Below are 19,486 nucleotides of genomic sequence, written 5' to 3'. Positions count from 1 at the left end.
TCAGACGTCGAGGTGCTTGCCACCTCAAGGACGAAGGTGATTTGGCAGAAGAGAGCTAGCCACCGAAGCTAGACAAGAAAAGAGCGGAGGCGCCCCTCCATAAGTAGTAATGAAAAGCCTCAACTCCAATGTGGGTTGGGGTTTTCCTGCCATATGAAGGAATTTTTATAGAAGTTATCGAACGTATGTACTATAATGAAGCTAAGGAGTGATCGTGGCGTGGAAGATAAAAATCAAGCCGGAATTGCCTATATGCAGCAAGGAAACTATGAGGAAGCCGTGAGATGTTTTCATGAAGCGATTGAAGAAAATCCAAATGACCCCATCGGCTATATTAATTTTGGCAACGTATTAGCTGCTGCCGGGGAAGAAGATAAGGCGCTGAATTTTTTCAAAAAAGCGCTGGAGCTAGATGACAACGCCGCTACTGCTTATTACGGGATCGGTTCTGTTTATTACAACCGCCAGCAATTTGCTCAGGCGAAAGATATGTTTGAACAAGCGATAAAAAAAGGCTTACAAGATAGCGATGTCTTTTTTATGCTTGGGATGTCGCTCATGTATTTAGAGCAACCACGTCTGGCCCTTCCGTATTTGCAGCGCGCGGTAGAACTTAATGAGCGCGATGTGGAAGCGGTATTTCAGCTTGGCCTTTGCCTTGCACAATTGGAATTTGTCGATGAAGCGATGAACTATTTTCAACGAACGATTTCTTTAAATGAACGCCATGCTGATGCGTATTATAATTTAGGCGTTGCTTATGCGTATAAAGACGATATTAAGACAGCACTTGATATGTTTACAAAAGCGCTTGACATCCAGCCGGATCACTTGTTAGCCGGACATGGAAAAAAGTTGATGGAAAAAACGTTACAACAATCATAAAAAAGGGTAGGGGATTCCATTGCAACAACAAGAATCGTTTGCCTTAGGGGAAAAGTCGTTTATTAAAGGAACGCATGTCGTGACCATTTTTCATAATGAAAACAATCTTTATTCCGTTGTTCGTGTTCGCATCGAAGAAACGAATGAAGCGTGTGATGAACAAGAAGTTGTTGTAACTGGATATTTCCCTCGCATGAATGAGCATGATACGTATATTTTTTACGGCGCGTTTAAAGACCATCCGAAATTTGGACGGCAGTATGTGGCGGAGCATTTTCGCAAAGAATTTCCGCACACCAAGGAAGGCGTGATTCATTATTTGTCGAGCGATTTATTTAAGGGAATTGGCAAAAAAACGGCGAAAGCGATTGTCGATGCGCTCGGAGAAAACGCCATCTCAAAGATTTTGGCAGACCCTCACGTGTTAGACGATGTTCCGAGACTTTCAAAAGAAAAGGCAAAGGAGCTATACGATTCCTTACGGGCGCATGAAGGGCTTGAACAAACGATGATCGCCCTTTCTCAATTCGGTTTTGGTCCGCAGCTGTCGATGAAAATTTATCAAGTGTATCAAGACGAAACGCTTGCGATTATCCAACAAAATCCGTATCAACTCGTTGAAGATGTCGAAGGAATCGGATTTGGACGAGCGGATGAATTAGGGTATCAACTAGGGATTTCTGGAAATCACCCTGCCCGTATCCGCGCAGCCTGCTTATTTGTATTGGAACACGATTGTTTGCAAGAAGGACACGTCTATTTAACGGAGGAGCAGCTGATCACAAACGCCAAGCAACTGCTTGAAGCAAAACGGGACGAAAAAATTCCTGAATCGGCCATTTCCCATGCAGTAATGATGCTTGTGGAAGAGGGAAAACTTATGTGTGAAGATGGCAAGCTTTACGTTCCCTCGCTTTATTTTGCGGAAAAAGGAATCGTAACCAATATAAAACGGCTATTGCAACAAACGGAGGCGGTAACTACGTTTCCGGAATCGGAATTTTTACTGGCGCTTGGCAGATTAGAGGAACGTCTCTCTGTTCAGTATGCCCCTTCACAAAAGGAGGCAATTCAAAAAGCGCTGGCCTCCCCGCTGTTCATTTTGACAGGCGGACCTGGAACAGGAAAAACGACCGTCATTAAAGGCATTGTTGAAATTTTTGCGGATTTGCATGGACTTTCTCTCGATCCGAAAGATTATAGCAAAGATGACCCGTTTCCGATTTTGCTTGCTGCTCCAACAGGAAGAGCGGCAAAACGGATGAGTGAAGCGACTGGGTTGCCGGCAGTGACCATTCATCGCTTGCTTGGCTGGAACGGGGTAGAAGGGTTTACTCATGATGAGGACGAGCCAATTGACGGGAAGCTGTTAATCGTCGATGAAATGTCAATGGTTGATACGTGGTTAGCCAACCAGCTGTTTAAATCTCTTCCTGATGGCATTCAAGTCATTCTTGTCGGCGATGAGGATCAATTACCGTCTGTTGGGCCGGGACAAGTATTAAAAGATTTGCTGCAAGCTGGCATTATTCCAACCGTTCGTCTCACAGAAGTATATCGTCAGGCAGAAGGTTCGTCGATTATTGAATTAGCACACCAAATGAAAAACGGGACGCTGCCGTCAGATCTTACCGCACCGAAAGCCGATCGTTCGTTCATTCGCTGTCAAACAGGACAAATTGCTGATGTTGTTCGGCAAATTGCTGATAATGCGCGCAAAAAAGGATATGCGGTGAAAGATATCCAAGTGTTAGCGCCGATGTACCGTGGTCCTGCCGGGATTGACCGCCTCAACCAAACATTGCAAGACTTGTTTAATCCAAAATCGGAGAAAAAGCGGGAACTTTCCGTTGGTGATGTCGTATATCGCGTCGGTGATAAAGTATTGCAGCTTGTCAATCAGCCGGATGAAAACGTCTTTAACGGTGACATTGGAGAAATTGTCGCGATTTTTTACGCGAAAGAAAATACGGAAAAACAAGATTTAGTTGTTGTTTCCTTTGATGGAAACGAAGTAACGTATTCACGTCAAGATTTATCACAAATTACTCATGCCTATTGCTGCTCGATTCATAAATCACAAGGAAGCGAATTCCCGATTGTTATTTTGCCTGTCGTCAAAAGTTATTACCGTATGTTAAAACGAAATTTACTCTATACAGCAGTGACAAGAAGCAAACAATTTTTAATATTATGCGGCGAAGAAGACGCCTTTCAATTAGGGGTTGCCCGCTGCGATGACGGGGCACGGCAAACGACATTAGCGGAAAAATTACAGCAATCCCTACTGCCCCTAGCAGAAGGCGAACTTCCGCTTGATGACGCTAACATCGGGATGGAAAACGTTTCACCGTATGACTTCATGAACGAACAGCCAAGCTAAAAATGTCTGGAAAGGTGGAGAGATCTTTGCGGACATTTTCTCATCTGAAAGGTCTTCCTGTATACGAGCAGCATACAGGAAAGACGATTGGAAAAGTAAGCGATATTTGCTTTACGAATACGGGGAAAGTACAAGGGCTGATCATCGAAAGCAAAGGATGGTTTTCTCGACATCGTTACATCCCGCTTAGCGCCATTCAAGCGATTGGAGTGGACGGGGTGTTCATTACTGATTTTCATGCTCTGCAACCGACTGCGTCTTTCCAAACAGGCTACTCTCTTTACAGTCAGCGAGGAATTGCCGGAAAACCGGTCATCACTACTAATGGCAAGAAACTTGGTTTATTGGAAGACGTATATTTTCATGAGCAATTGGGCATAATCGGAGGATATGAGATTACAGATGGCTTCTTTGCTGATTTGATGGAGGGAAAAAAGCGAGTGAATGCCGTCCCGTTCACAGTTGGAGAAGAGGCTATTATCGTAAATACGACGATGTAAGGAGAGTGGCCTTTTGTGCTCATATGCCCGAATTGCAAAAGTAAAAATTTAGGTAAAATCGGTGTGAACCAGTATTATTGCTGGGATTGTTTTATCGAGCTTTCTGTTTCCAAAGGCATGATTTATACCCATCAAGTAGAAGAAGATGGGACGTTAAGTTCATTAGATGATTTATTTGACGAACATGAGCGCACGATTCATTTTTAGGAGGGAAAGAGCATGAACCGCACAACGACCTCTCTTTTAGCTGTTGGTTTGGGGGTAGCCGCTTACCGGTTAGCGCAGCGCAATAACTGGATAAACAATCGTACGATGAAAAAAATGCGTCGTCGCCTAACTAAATCAATTTTTTAAACGTAGTTGCCAATTCTCGCACTTTTTCGCGAGAATTGGCTCTTTTTTGTATAATTAGCCCCCATTCTCCTACACTAACGGGTAGGGGGTGTTGGCGTGAGTGAGCAACAGTGGTTCTCGTTCATTCGGTTAGGAAAATTTTTATTAATGGTCATTATTGTTTATCTTATCATTCGGCTGAAAGCGGTATGGCTGCCTGTTCTTGATTTATTTGTAACCGCACTCATTCCGTTTCTCATTGCTGCATTTATTACGTATTTGTTACATCCGATTATTGAATACATTCATGAAAAAGGAATTCCACGCTGGCTGGCCATTTTAATGATTTATTTTCTGTTTTTTGGCGGGGTCGGATACGGTATCTATAAAGGGGTGCCTCTGTTTATCCAACAGCTAAAAGACTTAAGCGAAAGTTTACCAACGCTCATCGAAACATATAGAGTCTGGACGAGGCATATTCATAATGAAACTTCCGCTTGGCCTGTGGAAATTCATACACGGATAGAAACGATGTTAGCACAGACGGAACAATTAGTCGGAAACGTGTTAACAATGGTGTTGAACGGAATAAAACGTTTTGTAAATTCTGCTGTCGTGTTTGCTTTAATTCCTTTCATTGTCTTTTACATGTTAAAAGATATTGACCAAATTAAAAAGGCAGTTTGGTATGTAACCCCAAAGCGATGGCGCTCGCCCGGTCTCGCTTTTTTAAAAGATGTCGATGAATCGCTCGGCAACTATATTCGTGGTCAATTATTTGTCGGTCTTCTTATCGGCATTGTTGCCACCATCGCTTTATGGCTTGTCGGAATGGATTATCCGCTTTTGCTCGGCTTCATTATCGGAGCGACGAACATTATTCCCTATTTTGGACCTATTATTGGTGCGATTCCAGCGGTTATTTTGGCGGTGACCATGTCCTTAAAAATGGTACTCATTGTGACAGTGATCATTTTTTTATTGCAATTTTTAGAAGGGAATATTTTATCGCCGCTGATTGTCGGAAAAAGCTTGCATATGCATCCGCTTGTCATTATGTTCGCCTTATTTCTTGGTGGAGAAATTGCTGGGGTCATTGGATTAATTGTAGCAGTTCCGTTTGTCGCTGTGTTAAAAGTGGCGATTTTGCATGTGAAAGAACATTTCAGCCCGCGTTGACAAACAAAGGCAGCTTGTCTATAATCTGTGAGTGAAAAGATAAATACATAAGGCGATGACGGATCGAGTATGTTACAGTCCATCTTAACGCGCGTGCTCGCGCACAGAGAGGAATTTCCGAGGCTGAAAGAAATTCCAGATGAAGGGTAACAGAACGCTAATCCTGAGCGCAGGCAAAACCTGACGGATCAGCCACGTTACGGCTGTTGAGGTGATGAACGGTTTTCGTTCATAAACAGGGTGGTACCGCGAGCACAACTCTCGTCCCTGAATAGGGATGGGAGTTTATTTTTTATATAAATATAAATAACGAGGAGGAAGGGATATGAAGAAGCTTACGTCAGCACAAGTTCGCCAAATGTTTCTTGACTTTTTCAAAGAAAAAGGTCATGCTGTTGAACCGAGCGCTTCATTGATTCCAGTTGATGATCCATCGCTATTATGGATTAATAGCGGTGTAGCGACATTAAAAAAATATTTTGATGGGCGTGTTATTCCTGATAATCCACGTATTTGTAATGCGCAAAAATCGATTCGAACGAACGACATCGAAAACGTCGGAAAAACAGCACGTCACCATACGTTTTTCGAAATGCTCGGAAACTTTTCCATCGGTGATTATTTCAAGCGGGAGGCCATTCATTGGGCATGGGAATTTTTAACAAGCGACAAATGGATCGGCTTTGATCCAAATCGTTTATCGGTCACGATTCACCCGGAAGATGATGAGGCATTTGAAATTTGGCACAAAGAAATTGGTCTTCCAGAGGAGCGGATTATTCGCCTCGAAGGAAACTTCTGGGACATTGGCGAGGGACCGAGTGGACCGAACACAGAAATTTTCTATGACCGCGGAGAACAATTTGGCAACGACCCGAACGATCCAGAGCTATATCCAGGCGGAGAAAACGATCGTTATTTAGAAGTATGGAACCTCGTTTTCTCACAATTTAACCATAACCCTGATGGTACATACACACCGCTACCGAAGAAAAACATTGATACCGGTATGGGGCTAGAGCGGATGTGCTCAATTTTGCAAAATGTTCCAACCAACTTTGATACTGACTTATTTATGCCGATCATTCGTGCTACCGAGCAAATTTCTGGTGAAAAATATGGGATTGACACCGAAAAGGACGTCGCGTTTAAAGTGATTGCGGATCATATTCGGACTGTTACATTTGCGATTGGCGATGGGGCACTTCCGTCGAACGAAGGTCGCGGTTATGTGTTGCGCCGCTTGTTGCGCCGCGCTGTGCGTTATGCGAAACAACTCAATATTCATCGCCCATTTATGTACGAATTAGTTCCAGTCGTTGGCGAAATTATGGTCGACTACTATCCGGAAGTGAAAGAAAAAGCCGCGTTTATTCAGAAAGTCATTAAAAACGAAGAAGAACGTTTCCATGAAACGCTTCATGAAGGTCTTTCTATTTTGGCAAGCGTCATTCAAAAAGAAAAAGCGCGCGGAAGCAATATAATTTCCGGAGAAGACGTGTTCCGGCTTTATGATACATACGGCTTCCCTGTCGAATTAACGGAAGAGTATGCGCAGGAAGAAGGAATGGAAATTGACCACGAAGGATTCGAACAAGAAATGGAACGCCAACGCGAACGCGCTCGTGCTGCCCGCCAAGATGTCGATTCGATGCAAGTACAAGGCGGCGTGCTCGGCGACATTAAAGTAGAAAGCAAATTTGTTGGTTACGATCAGCTTCGCACTCAATCGACAGTGACGGTCATCGTCAAAAATGGCCAGCTTGTTGAGGAAGTAAACGAGGGTGAAGAAGCGCAAATTATGTTAGACGTCACACCGTTCTATGCGGAAAGCGGAGGACAAATTGCCGACCAAGGCTGGATCGAAAACGAGGCAACGAAAGCGTACGTGAAAGATGTACAAAAAGCGCCGAATGGTCAACATTTACACCATATCGTCGTCGAAAAAGGAACGCTCAAAAAAGGTGAAATCTACACAGCTCATCTCAATGAAGAAAAACGCGCCAACATTATTAAGAATCATACAGCGACACATCTTTTACATCAAGCATTGAAAGATGTCCTCGGCGTTCACGTCAACCAAGCAGGTTCATTAGTTACGCCGGAACGGTTGCGCTTCGACTTCTCGCATTTCGGTCAAGTAAAACCGGAAGAACTTGAGCAGATTGAAGCGATTGTCAACGAAAAAATTTGGCGCAGCATTCCGGTTGAAATTTTCTACAAACCTCTTGAAGAAGCCAAAGCGATGGGAGCGATGGCGCTATTTGGTGAAAAGTACGGTGACATTGTTCGCGTCGTCCAAGTTGGCGACTATAGCCTTGAGCTTTGCGGCGGTTGCCATGTGCCAAACACAGCTGCAATCGGCTTGTTTAAAATCGTCTCCGAATCGGGAATCGGAGCAGGTACACGCCGAATCGAAGCAGTAACGGGAGAGGCAGCGTATCGATTCATGAACGAGCAAATCGCCCTGCTGCAAGAAGTTGCTCAAAAATTAAAAACGAATCAAAAAGACATCATTGGACGCATTGACGCTCTCATGAACGAAATCCGTGAGTTGCAACGCGAAAACGAATCATTGGCAGCGCGTCTCGGAAATATGGAAGCCGCTAACCTTGTGAACAAAGTGAAAGAAATTAACGGCGTCAATGTACTAGCAAGCAAAGTCAATGCCAACGATATGAACAACTTGCGCACAATGGTTGATGAATTAAAGCAAAAATTAGGATCCGCTGTAATTGTATTAGCATCTGTCCAAGGAGAAAAAGTAAGTCTTATCGCTGGTGTGACCAATGACTTAATCGAAAAAGGGTATCATGCTGGCAAACTCATTAAAGAAGTAGCAACCCGCTGTGGCGGTGGCGGCGGAGGTCGTGCCGACATGGCGCAAGCAGGTGGAAAAGACCCGAATAAAGTCGGAGAAGCACTTCAATTTGTTGAAGAATGGGTAAAATCCGTTTTATAATTTGCGTCATATAGTGTACAATGGATGTAAGATAGGGAGATGCCAGATTTCGGTGAATTGGAGAGCGAGGTGTATAACGGTGAGCTCATTTGACCAGACGATGCAATTTAACTTTTCGGAAGAGCCTGTGGAAACGGATATTCGTGAAGTGCTGTTAACCGTATACGAGGCTCTGCAAGAGAAAGGGTATAACCCGATTAATCAAATTGTTGGCTATTTACTATCTGGCGACCCAGCTTACATCCCTCGTCACAAAGATGCACGCACATTAATTCGCAAAATTGAACGGGATGAATTAATCGAAGAATTAGTGAGATTCTATTTACAGAAGCAACGAAAGGATTGACGTATGCGCGTATTAGGATTGGATTTGGGGACAAAGACGCTTGGAGTAGCTGTCAGTGACGAATTAGGCTGGACCGCGCAAGGGCTTGAAACAATTTCAATCGATGAAGAAAACGGAGAATTTGGCTTGAACCGGCTCCGTGGCATTATCGAGGAGTACAACGTCGATACGATCGTGCTTGGTTTTCCGAAAAACATGAACGGAACGGTGGGACCTCGTGGCGAAGCGAGTCAACGTTTTGCCAAGATACTGGAGCGCGAATTTTCGTTGCCTGTCATTTTATGGGACGAGCGTCTTTCGACAATGGCAGCCGAGCGCATGCTTATCGCTGCCGATGTCAGCCGCAAAAAGCGGAAACAAGTTATTGATAAGATGGCAGCTGTCGTCATTTTACAATCTTATCTTGACAGCAAACAGTAAACGGAGGTAAAAGAAAATGGAACATGGCGATAAACATATTACCATTGTCGATGAAGATGGCAATGAACAACTATGCGAAGTATTGTTTACATTTGAATCAGACGATTTTGGAAAATCGTATGTATTTTATTACCCGATCGGTGCTGAATACGACGATGAAGAAGAAACAGAAATTCACGTATCGGCTTTTATCCCTGGGGAAGACGATCAAGAAGGAGAGCTTCAACCAATTGAAACAGAAGAAGAATGGGATATGATCGAAGAAGTATGGAATACTTTCTGCGCTGAAGAAGAGGGAGAATAAACAAGCGGAAGCGCCCCCTTATCCCTGAGGTATCACAAGGGGATGAGTTGCCGGACATTCAGAAAAGCAGAGAGGCGTGTATTGTGCACGAATGCAATCATTAAGATGAAAGAAGTGAAAAAGATGGCCCGCGATAACGGGCTGTCTTTTTTTGTGGAAAAAAGCAAAGAGATAGCGAAAAATGCGAAAGTTTGTAGTATAATATCACGAGTGAAGGGAGGATTCCAATGCAATATAACCAATTTTTCCAAAAAGATGTACAAATTGTGAGGAAAGTTGTTTTCATCGTATGCACCGTTATGTTGATTGGCTTTATCACGATCTTAGCAGGAAGTTATTTATATATAAAATCGGCTCTAAAACCAGTAAATCCAAAGGATCGTACTGCTGTTCACGTATCGATTCCAATTGGGTCTTCCGTCAATGATATTGCTGCAACGTTAGAAAAAAAACATCTCATTAAAAGTGCGACTGTATTCCGCTATTATGTGAAATTTAAAAATCATGCTGATTTTCAAGCGGGAGAATATGAATTAAATCGAGCAATGTCACTTGAAGACATTATCGCTACTTTAAAAACAGGAAAAGTAATGGAGAAAATGAAATTAAAAATTACGATTCCTGAAGGAAAACAATTGACACAAATCGCGGAAATTATTGCTAAAAAGACAGGATATAAACAAGAAGATGTTATGAAACAATTAAGTGATCGTCAATATATTCAACAGTTGATTCAAAAATATCCGACGGTTTTGTCAAAAGACATTTTAAACCAAAACATTCGCTATCCGCTCGAAGGATATTTATTCCCGGCAACATATTCATTTAAAGAGAAAAAACCGCCGATTTCAACGATCATTGAAGCGATGATTGCGAAAACAGCTGAAATAGTAGCGAAATATGAGGGGGAAATGAAAGAGAAAGAATTTACTCCTCATCGCCTGTTAACAATGGCGTCGTTAATTGAAGAAGAAGCAACAGAAAAAGTTCAACGTAAAAAGATCGCAAGCGTTTTTTATAATCGTCTGCGTGTTGGGATGCCTCTTCAGACCGACCCGACTGTTCTTTATGCGCTTGGAAAACATAAAGAACGAGTTTATTACGAAGACTTGAAAGTAAATTCACCATACAATACGTACATTCATAAAGGATTGCCGCCCGGCCCGATTGCCAATGCCGGCGAAATGTCGATCCAAGCGGCGCTTCAACCAGCTCAAACCGACTATTTATATTTTCTTGCTACTCCGGCGGGGGAAGTTATTTTTACAAAAACGTTAGAGGAACATAACCGGGAAAAGGAGAAACATATTGGAAAACAATAGATATAGATATAAATGAGTGGTTTTTGGGTAAAACATTTCGCATTTCACTTCTTTTTATGATAGTATATATAAAGTTATGGATAAGTCTAAAGCCATATGATCCTGTTTATAAGAGTCTGCTTTTAGGGACTCTTATTTTTACGAGGAGGAGCACGGTTGTTGTCGAGCGAAGTTGGACGTTATTTAGAAACACTGATTCCGGAGCGGGAACAAGAAATTCGGGAGATCGAAGCATATGCGAAACAAAACGATATCCCTATTATGGAATTAACCGGAATTGAAGCGATGTTACAAATATTAAAGTTCATCCAGCCGAAGAAGATTTTGGAAATCGGAACAGCGATCGGCTATTCGGCGATTCGCATGGCTAAAGCGTTGCCGAATGCAAAAATTATTACGATAGAACGAGATAAAGAGCGGTATGAACGGGCGCTTTTTTATATAGAGCGAACGAATACAAACGAACAAATTGACGTGCTGTTTGGCGATGCACTTGATTTATATGAGGAAGTTGCTAAGCACGCACCGTTTGACGCTATTTTTATTGATGCGGCAAAAGGGCAGTATCAGCGCTTTTTTAACATATATGAACCGCTTTTGAGTAACGGTGGTGTCATTATTACCGACAACGTACTATTTAAAGGGCTTGTCGCAACAGAGGAGCCGATTGAAAATAAACGGATTCGTCAATTAGTCAAAAAAATTCGCAGCTATAATGAGTGGCTGGTACATCGCGATGATTACGAAACGGTCATTTTTCCGATTGGTGATGGAATCGCGATATCACGAAAACGAGGTGAAGGAGAATGAAAAAACCGGAATTGTTAGTGACGCCGACGAGCGTTTCTCATATTCATGACTTGGCGAGCGCAGGCGCAGATGCGATTATCATTGGCGAACAGCGTTACGGTTTGCGTCTAGCGGGAGAATTTCGACGCGACGACATCGTTGAAGCGGTCAAAATCGCTCGGCAATACGGGATCAACGTATATGTAGCCATGAACGCGATTTTTCATAACGACAAAGTCGATGAACTCGGAGATTATGTTCGCTTTCTTGCTGATACAGGGGTCGATGCGATTGTATTTGGCGACCCGGCGGTATTAATGACCGTGCGCGAAGTAGCGCCGCATATGAAACTGCATTGGAATACGGAAACGACGGCAACGAACTGGTATGCATGCAACTATTGGGGGCGCAAAGGGGCCAAACGCGCCGTGCTTGCCCGTGAGTTAAACATGGATGCTATTATCGAAATTAAGGAACATGCCGAAGTGGAAATCGAAGTACAAGTACACGGGATGACATGTATGTTCCAATCAAAGCGTTCCTTAATCGGCAACTACTTTGAATATCAAGGAAAAGTGATGGAAATCGAAAGACGAAAATACGATAAAGGAATGTTTTTGCATGATAAAGAACGTGACAACAAATATCCGATTTTTGAAGACGAAAACGGTACTCATATTATGAGCCCGAACGATATTTGTATTATTGATGAGTTAACAGAAATGGTCGATGCAGGCATTGACTGTTTTAAAATCGACGGAGTACTTCACGCGCCGGACTATATCACGGAAGTGACGAAAAAATATCGTCGCGCCATCGACCTATGTGCAGAAAATCGCGGGCAATATGAAAAAGAAAAAGATCAACTGCTAGCGGAAATTGAAGCGATTCAGCCAAAACATCGTCCGTTAGATACAGGGTTTTTCTTTAAAGAAACGGTGTATTAAAATGAAAAGGAGGTTGAACATCATGCTTTTAAAAAATGACAACATTTCCGAAATCATTAACGGAAAGCGCGTCATTACGAAAAAGCCGGAGCTTCTTGCTCCAGCAGGCAACCTTGAGAAACTCAAAGTGGCGGTTCATTATGGCGCGGATGCTGTATTTATTGGCGGACAAGAGTACGGACTTCGCTCTAACGCCGATAACTTTACACTAGAAGAAATCGCAGAAGGCGTTCGCTTTGCGAATCAATATGGAGCAAAAATTTATGTGACGACGAATATTTACGCCCATAACGAAAATATTCCGGGGTTAGACAACTATTTAAAAGGACTTCAAGAAGCTGGTGTGCACGGCATTATCGTGGCAGATCCGCTCATTATTGAAACGGCTCGCCGTGTGGCACCAAAGCTTGAAGTGCACTTAAGTACGCAGCAGTCGCTCACGAACTGGAAAGCGGTGCAGTTTTGGAAAGAAGAAGGGCTTGAGAGAGTCGTGCTTGCACGCGAAACAAGCGCAGAAGAAATTCGTGAGATAAAAGAAAAAGTGGACATTGAAATTGAAGCATTCATTCATGGCGCGATGTGTATTGCCTACTCCGGCCGCTGCGTATTAAGCAACCATATGACCGCACGCGACTCGAACCGCGGTGGGTGCTGTCAATCATGCCGCTGGGACTACGATTTATACAAATTGGACGGTGGAAAAGAAATTCCATTATTTGACGAAAAGGATGCTCCGTTTGCAATGAGTCCGAAAGACTTAAACTTAATTCAATCCATTCCAAAAATGATTGAGTTAGGTATTGATAGTTTAAAAATTGAAGGACGCATGAAGTCGATTCACTATGTAGCGACAGTCGTAAGTGTTTATCGCAAAGTGATCGATGCGTACTGTGCTGATCCTGACAATTTTGTCATTCGAAAAGAATGGCTAGAAGAACTCGATAAATGTGCCAATCGCGATACAGCTCCAGCCTTTTTCGAAGGAGTTCCGGGATATAAAGAGCAAATGTACGGCGTTCATAGCAAAAAGACAACGTATGAGTTTGCCGGGCTTGTATTGGATTACGATAAAGAAACGAAAATGGTCACACTGCAACAGCGGAACTTCTTTAAACCGGGCGATGAAGTCGAATTTTTCGGTCCGGAAATCGAAAACTTTACACAAGTGGTCGAAACAATTTGGGATGAGGACGGAAACGAGCTTGATGCGGCTCGTCATCCATTACAAATTGTTAAATTTAAAGTCGATCGCGAAGTCTTCCCATACAACATGATGAGAAAGGAGAACTAAGATGGGGAAGAAACCGGTTGTTATCGGAGTCGCTGGCGGCTCCGGTTCGGGGAAAACAAGCGTGGCTAAAGCCATCTATGAGCATTTTAAAGGTCACTCGATTTTAATGCTTGAGCAAGATTTTTATTATAAAGATCAAAGCCATCTTCCATTTGAAGAGCGATTAAAAACGAACTACGATCACCCGCTTGCCTTTGACAACGATTTGTTAATTGAGCACCTTCAAAAATTGCTTAATTACGAACCGATTGAAAAGCCGGTTTACGATTATACGCTCCACACAAGAGCGGATAAAGTTATTCATGTCGAACCGAAGGACGTCATCATTGTAGAAGGAATCCTTGTATTAGAAGATGAACGATTACGCAATTTAATGGATATTAAGGTATATGTCGATACTGATGCCGATATTCGCATCATTCGTCGCTTGCTACGTGATATTAATGAACGAGGTCGCACGTTAGAATCGGTCATTGAACAATATGTCTCCGTCGTTCGTCCAATGCATAATCAATTTATTGAACCGACAAAGCGATATGCCGATATCATCATTCCAGAGGGCGGACAAAATTATGTGGCGATTGATTTAATGGTCACAAAAATTCGCACAATTCTTGAACAAAAGTCTTTTTTGTAATAACATAACATAGATAATATAACAAACTTTCCCCGCATGTTTGTACGAACGGATAAACCCGTTCGTATTCTACATAGTCAGGAAAAGCGGAGGCAAGTAGGTAACACGGTATTATACAAAATTCTGATAATAAAAATAGAGGAGTGAACCGTTATGGCAATGGAAAAAGAATACCCGATGACAAAAGAAGGGAAAGAGAAGCTGGAACAAGAGCTTGAGTATTTGAAAACGGTTAAGCGGAAGGAAGTTGTGGAACGCATTAAAATTGCACGTGGTTTTGGTGACCTTTCCGAGAACTCTGAATACGATGCAGCGAAAGACGAGCAAGCTTTCGTTGAAGCGCGCATTCAAACGCTCGAAAACATGATTCGTAATGCTAAAATTATCGAAGAAGATACGGAAAACCCAGATGTCGTCTCATTAGGAAAATCCGTTACGTTCATCGAACTACCTGATGGTGAAGAAGAAACATATACGATTGTCGGGAGCGCTGAAGCGGACCCATTTGAAGGAAAAATTTCAAACGACTCGCCGATTGCCAAATCACTTCTCGGCAGAAGAGTTGGAGAAGAAGTGATGGTACAAACTCCTGGCGGCGAAATGTTTGTAAAAATCGTTGCCGTGAAATAGGTTTTAAAATTTAACACCTCGTCGAAAATGAAGACGAGGTGTTTTTTATGTGGAAAAAAAGAATGTTTGTTATTTTGGCACTCATTCAACTCTGTATCTTTCTATTAATCGGACGACTCATTCAAATTCAATTAGTAAGCACAGAAACGTTTTCGAAAAAGAAAGTGAATTTAATCGAGGAAAGCGTCGCGCAACGGACGCAAGAAATGGTCATTGACGCAGGAAGAGGCACGTTTGTCGACCGAAATGGCAAACCGCTCACGAATGAATATATTCCTTCACTTGTTCTTTTTCCATTTTTAAAAACGATGAATTGGCCGATGGAGAAATTGGCAGCGATTCTTGACATTTCCCCAAGCATCATCGCTTCAAAACTGCAACAGGCGAAAGAACCGTTCATTTTTTCACTCGGAGGAGAGCCGTTTGCATTGACAGAGACACAAATGGAGGAGATTAATCGCCTTCACATTCCGGGCGTGCTCGCGGTAAAAAAACAGTATCCGATCGAAAAGGTGTATGCTGAGCACCTCATCGGCTTTACTCGCGAAGATGCCCAATTATTGCACTCTCGCTACCCAGACCGTCATCTTTCTCCCCACACGGAAGTAGGGATCCATGGATTACAAAAAGCATTTGATGAATTTTTAATTCCAGAAGGAGAAACGAAGCTATTGTATCACGTCGATGCAGAAGGCAGGCCTTTATTTGGCATTGATGTGAAATATAGCGACCCTGGCAATCCATTTTATCCTGTTTCTGTCCAAACAACGATCGATCGCGATTTGCAAGAAATTGTTGAATCTGTTGTGCAACAGCATCAATTAAAAAAAGGTGGGGTAGTTTTACTTGATATTCAAACAAACAGCGTGTTAGCGATGGTGAGCCGTCCTGACATGGACCCGCGCGATCCATACAAAAATAATGCGGCAGAAAATCAAATGATATTGCCGCAAATCCCCGGTTCGGTGTTTAAAACGGTTATCGCTGCTGCGGCGATAGAAAAGGGGATTGTTTCCAAAGAAAGAACCTTTGACTGCAGTAAAAAAATTGACGGAATTACTCCAGAGAATGAGCATTTATATGGAATGCTCAGCTTTGAAGAGAGCTTTTCAGTGAGCTGTAATAATACATTTGCCACATTAGGAAAAGAGCTAGTCGACCAAGATCCAAATATCATCGAACAATATGCACAAAAACTAGGATTATCTCCGCTCGCTGGTTGGCAAGGTGATGTTTATCATTTGACGAACTTTAGGCAATTTCCTGAAGAAAAAAGGGCGACGATTTGGTATGACAATAGCGACAAATCCGTGCCGCTTGCCGTTGCACAGACATCGATTGGGCAAAAAAACGTTCGCGTGTCGCCGCTTTCAGTCGCAAATATGATGGCAACGATCGCGCGAAACGGAGAAGCAAAGCAAGTGAGGGCAGTGAGCAAAATTGTATACAAAAACGGCACAACGTTATTCTCATTCCCAGAACAACGCTTTTCGGACGAGGACCCGATTTCTCCAATGACAGCGATGAAATTGCAACAATTATTGCGAAAGGTCGTTACCGATGAACGCGGCACAGGGCGGCGATTTCAAACTCTTCCGTATGCGGTCGCCGGCAAATCCGGGACAGCACAAACAGGAAAAACAACACCACAAGAAGGAGAATTGGTAAATAAATGGTTTGCTGGCTATTTTCCAGCCGAATCACCGAAGTATGCGCTCGTTGTCGTCGATTTAGAACGTCCAAGTTCGCAAGCTGTGACAAACGATGTATTTTATGACATTGTCAAGAGAATATATGAGTTTAATGAACAGCAGAAACAATAGGACATAAATCGGAAACGGTGACGAAACAGTTTATTAGGAGACATAACAATGCTACAATAAGAACGATTGGAAGAACACAGGGAGGGATCGCGGTTGGCGAAAGAAATGGGACCTCGTTTTGAACAGCGAGTAAAACGCCGGAAAATTAATCGTATGTTAAATATGGCGATTGCTTTCGTATTTATATTGATTCTATTTTTTGGCTGGCAATTGCTTTTTGCTGATGATCATCCAAGCGAACAAGCGACACAGTCAGATAAAAAAATAGAAAAGAAGAAAAATGATGATGATCATGAGAAAAACGTTGAGGTCGAAATCGGAAAAACAGAGAAGCCAAAGGAAGAAGTGACGGAAGAAACAACAGAAGAAACAGATGAGCCAGAAGAGAAGCAGGAAGTGATTGAGACAGCAGGAGATCCGTCATCAAACATTCTCAAAGAAATTGTTAATCCGTCGTGGCAGCCGGTTGGCACGACACAATCCGAACCGCATGTAACAACGTTTGATGAAAGCTCTGTGGACTGGAAAGAAATGCTCGATGCGGTCAGTTATGCCACTGGGTTGGCACAGTCTGATATGATTGTATGGTTTATCGGCAACAATGGACCGAATAAAGCGGTCGCGACAATTTCGACAAAAGATAAAAGCCAATATTACAAAGTGTATATCGAGTGGGTGGAAAACCAAGGATGGAAACCAACGAAAGTGCAACAACTAAGGCAGAAGGAATAGCAAGCTGACACATCGAAGCTAAACAACACGACACGGATCTCCCTGATGCGGTAAAGAACACGTGCATTTCGCTGAAAGAGTCACTAGCTGCGCCTGAGATGATCCGGTACATGTCAGCAAAGATGTTGGTTCAAACAGTAGAGAGCCGAAACTAGGCAGGAAAGCGGAAACCACCTGCTTACGGGAAAAAAGCGGATTTTCTCATCAGACGAGAAATCCGCTTTATTTTTTCGCCTTAAAATGGACGACGGCGCTATAAAACCTCTGTCCGTTCTCCGCCACATGCATTTGATGGGACACATGATGAACGTGCAATAAAATCGCCTTATTATTTTCAATTTGTTCATTAATTTTTTTCTCTAATGTTTGCAAATCATCCGCTTCAAAAAATTCGATTTTATCTTCAATGAGATCGAAAGAAATATTCATGATCATTCTCCTTTCCACGTTAAGTGTAACAAATTTTCGCTGCATATTCTACAATCATGCGGAGATAGTGATTGAAGAAAAAGAAAACTTATGATACATTGAGAACAGATTATCTTGTAAATTCATAGTATACTTATAGGAATTATAAAAATGTGGAGTGTGACATCATGGGTAGAGAGTTTCTTGATTTGTTTGAAGCATGGGCAGATTCCTATGATCAATCTGTAGAAGGATATGATCAAGAGTATCGAGAAGTGTTTGCTAATTACGAAGAAATTTTAAATACAGTAGCAACTAAGGCCGGAAAGGTAGTCCTAGAATTTGGCGTTGGGACGGGAAACTTAACGAAAAAATTGCTCGAACAAGGCAAAAAAGTATATGGAATTGAACCGTCCGCGCCGATGCGCAAAAAAGCATACGAAAAGTTAGGCGAGCATGTATCTATTGAGGATGGTGATTTTTTACAATTCCCTCTTCCACAAGAACCGATCGATACGATTGTTAGCACCTATGCCTTCCATCACTTAACCGATGAAGAAAAAAGAGAAGCCATTGCCAACTATGGAAAGCTATTAGCGAAAGGTGGTAAAATAGTGTTTGCCGATACGGCATTTCGCGATCGGCAAGCATTTGAGCGTGCGATTGAGGAAGCAAAGAAGCGTGGCTTTCATAATTTAGCGGACGATTTGCAGCGCGAGTATTACACGACGCTCGATGTACTCACCAATCTATTTGAAACGAACGGATTTACCGTTACATTTGCGCAACATAACGCGTTTGTATGGGTGATGGAGGCAATAAAACAGTAAGAGAAAGAGGGAGACAGAATTGAAAATAGCAATCATTGGTGCAATGGAAGAAGAGGTAACAATTTTACGCGAAAAAATGGAAGACCGAACGGAAACGACGATTGCCAATTGCGAATTTTCGACAGGCCGCATTCACGGAGCAGATGTGGTGTTATTAAAGTCAGGAATCGGTAAAGTCAATGCAGCAATGGCGACGGCGATTTTGCTTGACCGCTTTCAACCGCAATATGTCATTAACACAGGTTCCGCAGGTGGATTCTCCGCAGCACTTAACGTAGGAGATATTGTCATTTCAAGTGAAGTGGTGCATCATGATGTTGATGTGACTGCCTTTGGCTACGAATACGGTCAAGTGCCGGGAATGCCTGCGCGTTACAAAGCGGATGAAACATTGGTGAAAATCGCGGAACAAAGTGCTCAACACCTCACCGACGTTCAAGTGGTCAAAGGATTAATTGCGACAGGCGATTCGTTTATGAACGACCCATCGCGCGTCGAGTTTGTTCGCAGTAAATTTCTAGATTTATACGCCGTTGAAATGGAAGCAGCAGCGATTGCCCAAGTGTGTACACAGTTTGCGGTTCCATTTGTCATCATCCGTGCGTTGTCTGACATTGCCGGAAAAGAATCGAATGTTTCGTTTGAACAATTTTTGCACACAGCTGCCCTCCATTCCTCTAATTTAGTACTATCAATGTTAACAGCGTTACAGGGCTAATCAAAAGAGGAAGGGAATCCCTTCCTCTTGCCATGTACATGAACGAA

Annotated in this window: 21 protein-coding genes; 20 read left to right on the top strand and 1 reads right to left on the bottom strand. The window is 42.7% G+C overall.

What is annotated here, in order from left to right; genetic code table 11:
• Positions 1-219: 219 nt before the first annotated feature.
• The 18 genes from ISX45_RS11055 to ISX45_RS10970 all read left to right on the top strand — a co-directional run bounded on the left by ISX45_RS11055 (position 220) and on the right by ISX45_RS10970 (position 17,483).
• A complete protein-coding gene (locus ISX45_RS11055; protein ID WP_194518981.1) occupies positions 220-885 on the top strand; it encodes a tetratricopeptide repeat protein in 666 nt (221 codons plus the stop codon).
• A gap of 19 nt (positions 886-904) precedes the next feature.
• Positions 905-3,268, top strand: coding sequence for an SF1B family DNA helicase RecD2 (gene recD2, locus ISX45_RS11050; RefSeq protein ID WP_194518980.1), 2,364 nt, complete (start codon positions 905-907; stop codon positions 3,266-3,268).
• Between the two features lie 26 nt (positions 3,269-3,294).
• Positions 3,295-3,768, top strand: a complete 474-nt coding sequence (locus ISX45_RS11045) for a PRC-barrel domain-containing protein (RefSeq protein ID WP_194518979.1) — start codon at positions 3,295-3,297, stop codon at positions 3,766-3,768.
• Positions 3,769-3,783: 15 nt separating this feature from the next.
• Positions 3,784-3,975 (top strand): hypothetical protein, encoded by a 192-nt coding sequence (locus ISX45_RS11040; RefSeq protein WP_181554517.1) that lies wholly within the window; start codon positions 3,784-3,786, stop codon positions 3,973-3,975.
• 12 nt (positions 3,976-3,987) lie between these two features.
• Positions 3,988-4,122: a YrzQ family protein gene (locus ISX45_RS11035; RefSeq protein ID WP_181554516.1), complete on the top strand. Its 135-nt coding sequence runs from the start codon at positions 3,988-3,990 to the stop codon at positions 4,120-4,122.
• Between the two features lie 96 nt (positions 4,123-4,218).
• The gene (locus ISX45_RS11030; RefSeq protein WP_194518978.1) at positions 4,219-5,280 is read left to right on the top strand and encodes an AI-2E family transporter; all 1,062 of its coding nucleotides are present in this window, start codon (positions 4,219-4,221) and stop codon (positions 5,278-5,280) included.
• Between the two features lie 325 nt (positions 5,281-5,605).
• Positions 5,606-8,242, top strand: a complete 2,637-nt coding sequence (gene alaS / locus ISX45_RS11025; protein ID WP_181554514.1) for an alanine--tRNA ligase — start codon at positions 5,606-5,608, stop codon at positions 8,240-8,242.
• Positions 8,243-8,321: 79 nt separating this feature from the next.
• On the top strand, positions 8,322-8,588 hold the full coding sequence (locus ISX45_RS11020; protein WP_181554513.1) for an IreB family regulatory phosphoprotein: 267 nt from the start codon (positions 8,322-8,324) through the stop codon (positions 8,586-8,588).
• A 3-nt stretch (positions 8,589-8,591) separates the two neighbouring features.
• Positions 8,592-9,008 (top strand): Holliday junction resolvase RuvX, encoded by a 417-nt coding sequence (ruvX, locus tag ISX45_RS11015; protein ID WP_181554512.1) that lies wholly within the window; start codon positions 8,592-8,594, stop codon positions 9,006-9,008.
• Between the two features lie 16 nt (positions 9,009-9,024).
• Positions 9,025-9,312: a DUF1292 domain-containing protein gene (locus ISX45_RS11010; RefSeq protein WP_181554511.1), complete on the top strand. Its 288-nt coding sequence runs from the start codon at positions 9,025-9,027 to the stop codon at positions 9,310-9,312.
• 227 nt (positions 9,313-9,539) lie between these two features.
• Entirely contained in the window at positions 9,540-10,634 is a 1,095-nt protein-coding gene (mltG, locus tag ISX45_RS11005; RefSeq protein ID WP_194518977.1) for an endolytic transglycosylase MltG, read from the top strand.
• A gap of 156 nt (positions 10,635-10,790) precedes the next feature.
• Positions 10,791-11,444, top strand: coding sequence for an O-methyltransferase (locus ISX45_RS11000; protein WP_194518976.1), 654 nt, complete (start codon positions 10,791-10,793; stop codon positions 11,442-11,444).
• Positions 11,441-12,370 (top strand): peptidase U32 family protein, encoded by a 930-nt coding sequence (locus tag ISX45_RS10995; protein ID WP_181554508.1) that lies wholly within the window; start codon positions 11,441-11,443, stop codon positions 12,368-12,370. The genes ISX45_RS11000 and ISX45_RS10995 overlap by 4 nt, the downstream gene beginning before the upstream one ends.
• A gap of 22 nt (positions 12,371-12,392) precedes the next feature.
• Positions 12,393-13,661 carry a peptidase U32 family protein gene (locus ISX45_RS10990; protein ID WP_181554507.1) on the top strand — a complete coding sequence of 423 codons (1,269 nt, stop codon included), beginning with the start codon at positions 12,393-12,395 and terminating at the stop codon, positions 13,659-13,661.
• Between the two features lies 1 nt (position 13,662).
• Positions 13,663-14,298 carry a uridine kinase gene (gene udk, locus ISX45_RS10985; protein WP_181554506.1) on the top strand — a complete coding sequence of 212 codons (636 nt, stop codon included), beginning with the start codon at positions 13,663-13,665 and terminating at the stop codon, positions 14,296-14,298.
• Between the two features lie 153 nt (positions 14,299-14,451).
• On the top strand, positions 14,452-14,928 hold the full coding sequence (gene greA, locus ISX45_RS10980; RefSeq protein ID WP_181554505.1) for a transcription elongation factor GreA: 477 nt from the start codon (positions 14,452-14,454) through the stop codon (positions 14,926-14,928).
• A gap of 47 nt (positions 14,929-14,975) precedes the next feature.
• Positions 14,976-16,751, top strand: a complete 1,776-nt coding sequence (locus tag ISX45_RS10975; RefSeq protein ID WP_194518975.1) for a peptidoglycan D,D-transpeptidase FtsI family protein — start codon at positions 14,976-14,978, stop codon at positions 16,749-16,751.
• Between the two features lie 105 nt (positions 16,752-16,856).
• Positions 16,857-17,483 (top strand): YrrS family protein, encoded by a 627-nt coding sequence (locus ISX45_RS10970; RefSeq protein WP_194520686.1) that lies wholly within the window; start codon positions 16,857-16,859, stop codon positions 17,481-17,483.
• A gap of 222 nt (positions 17,484-17,705) precedes the next feature.
• Here ISX45_RS10970 and ISX45_RS10965 read toward each other — a convergent pair whose 3' ends face one another.
• Positions 17,706-17,912: a YrzA family protein gene (locus ISX45_RS10965; protein ID WP_181554503.1), complete on the bottom strand. Its 207-nt coding sequence runs from the start codon at positions 17,910-17,912 to the stop codon at positions 17,706-17,708.
• A 167-nt stretch (positions 17,913-18,079) separates the two neighbouring features.
• On the opposite strand from ISX45_RS10965, the gene ISX45_RS10960 reads away from it, so the two are divergent.
• Entirely contained in the window at positions 18,080-18,721 is a 642-nt protein-coding gene (locus ISX45_RS10960; protein WP_194518974.1) for a class I SAM-dependent methyltransferase, read from the top strand.
• Positions 18,722-18,740: 19 nt separating this feature from the next.
• Positions 18,741-19,439 carry a 5'-methylthioadenosine/S-adenosylhomocysteine nucleosidase gene (mtnN, locus tag ISX45_RS10955; RefSeq protein WP_181554501.1) on the top strand — a complete coding sequence of 233 codons (699 nt, stop codon included), beginning with the start codon at positions 18,741-18,743 and terminating at the stop codon, positions 19,437-19,439.
• Positions 19,440-19,486 lie beyond the last annotated feature (47 nt).

This window comes from Thermaerobacillus caldiproteolyticus (assembly GCF_015326725.1).
Lineage (GTDB): Bacteria > Bacillota > Bacilli > Bacillales > Anoxybacillaceae > Thermaerobacillus > Thermaerobacillus caldiproteolyticus.
The sequence above is the reverse complement of the archived record's forward strand: the minus strand, read 5'-3'. Positions and strand labels throughout refer to the sequence as shown.

Excerpts from the sequence above, each read along its gene's own strand:
- ISX45_RS11035 (WP_181554516.1), top strand. The coding sequence starts at position 3,988 with ATGAACCGCACAACGACCTCTCTTTTAGCTGTTGGTTTGGGGGTAGCC.
- alaS (WP_181554514.1), top strand. The coding sequence starts at position 5,606 with ATGAAGAAGCTTACGTCAGCACAAGTTCGCCAAATGTTTCTTGACTTT.
- ruvX (WP_181554512.1), top strand. The coding sequence starts at position 8,592 with ATGCGCGTATTAGGATTGGATTTGGGGACAAAGACGCTTGGAGTAGCT.
- ISX45_RS11010 (WP_181554511.1), top strand. The coding sequence starts at position 9,025 with ATGGAACATGGCGATAAACATATTACCATTGTCGATGAAGATGGCAAT.
- mltG (WP_194518977.1), top strand. The coding sequence starts at position 9,540 with ATGCAATATAACCAATTTTTCCAAAAAGATGTACAAATTGTGAGGAAA.
- ISX45_RS10995 (WP_181554508.1), top strand. The coding sequence starts at position 11,441 with ATGAAAAAACCGGAATTGTTAGTGACGCCGACGAGCGTTTCTCATATT.
- ISX45_RS10990 (WP_181554507.1), top strand. The coding sequence starts at position 12,393 with ATGCTTTTAAAAAATGACAACATTTCCGAAATCATTAACGGAAAGCGC.
- udk (WP_181554506.1), top strand. The coding sequence starts at position 13,663 with ATGGGGAAGAAACCGGTTGTTATCGGAGTCGCTGGCGGCTCCGGTTCG.
- greA (WP_181554505.1), top strand. The coding sequence starts at position 14,452 with ATGGCAATGGAAAAAGAATACCCGATGACAAAAGAAGGGAAAGAGAAG.
- ISX45_RS10975 (WP_194518975.1), top strand. The coding sequence starts at position 14,976 with ATGTGGAAAAAAAGAATGTTTGTTATTTTGGCACTCATTCAACTCTGT.
- ISX45_RS10970 (WP_194520686.1), top strand. The coding sequence starts at position 16,857 with ATGGGACCTCGTTTTGAACAGCGAGTAAAACGCCGGAAAATTAATCGT.
- ISX45_RS10965 (WP_181554503.1), bottom strand. The coding sequence starts at position 17,912 with ATGAATATTTCTTTCGATCTCATTGAAGATAAAATCGAATTTTTTGAA.
- ISX45_RS10960 (WP_194518974.1), top strand. The coding sequence starts at position 18,080 with ATGGGTAGAGAGTTTCTTGATTTGTTTGAAGCATGGGCAGATTCCTAT.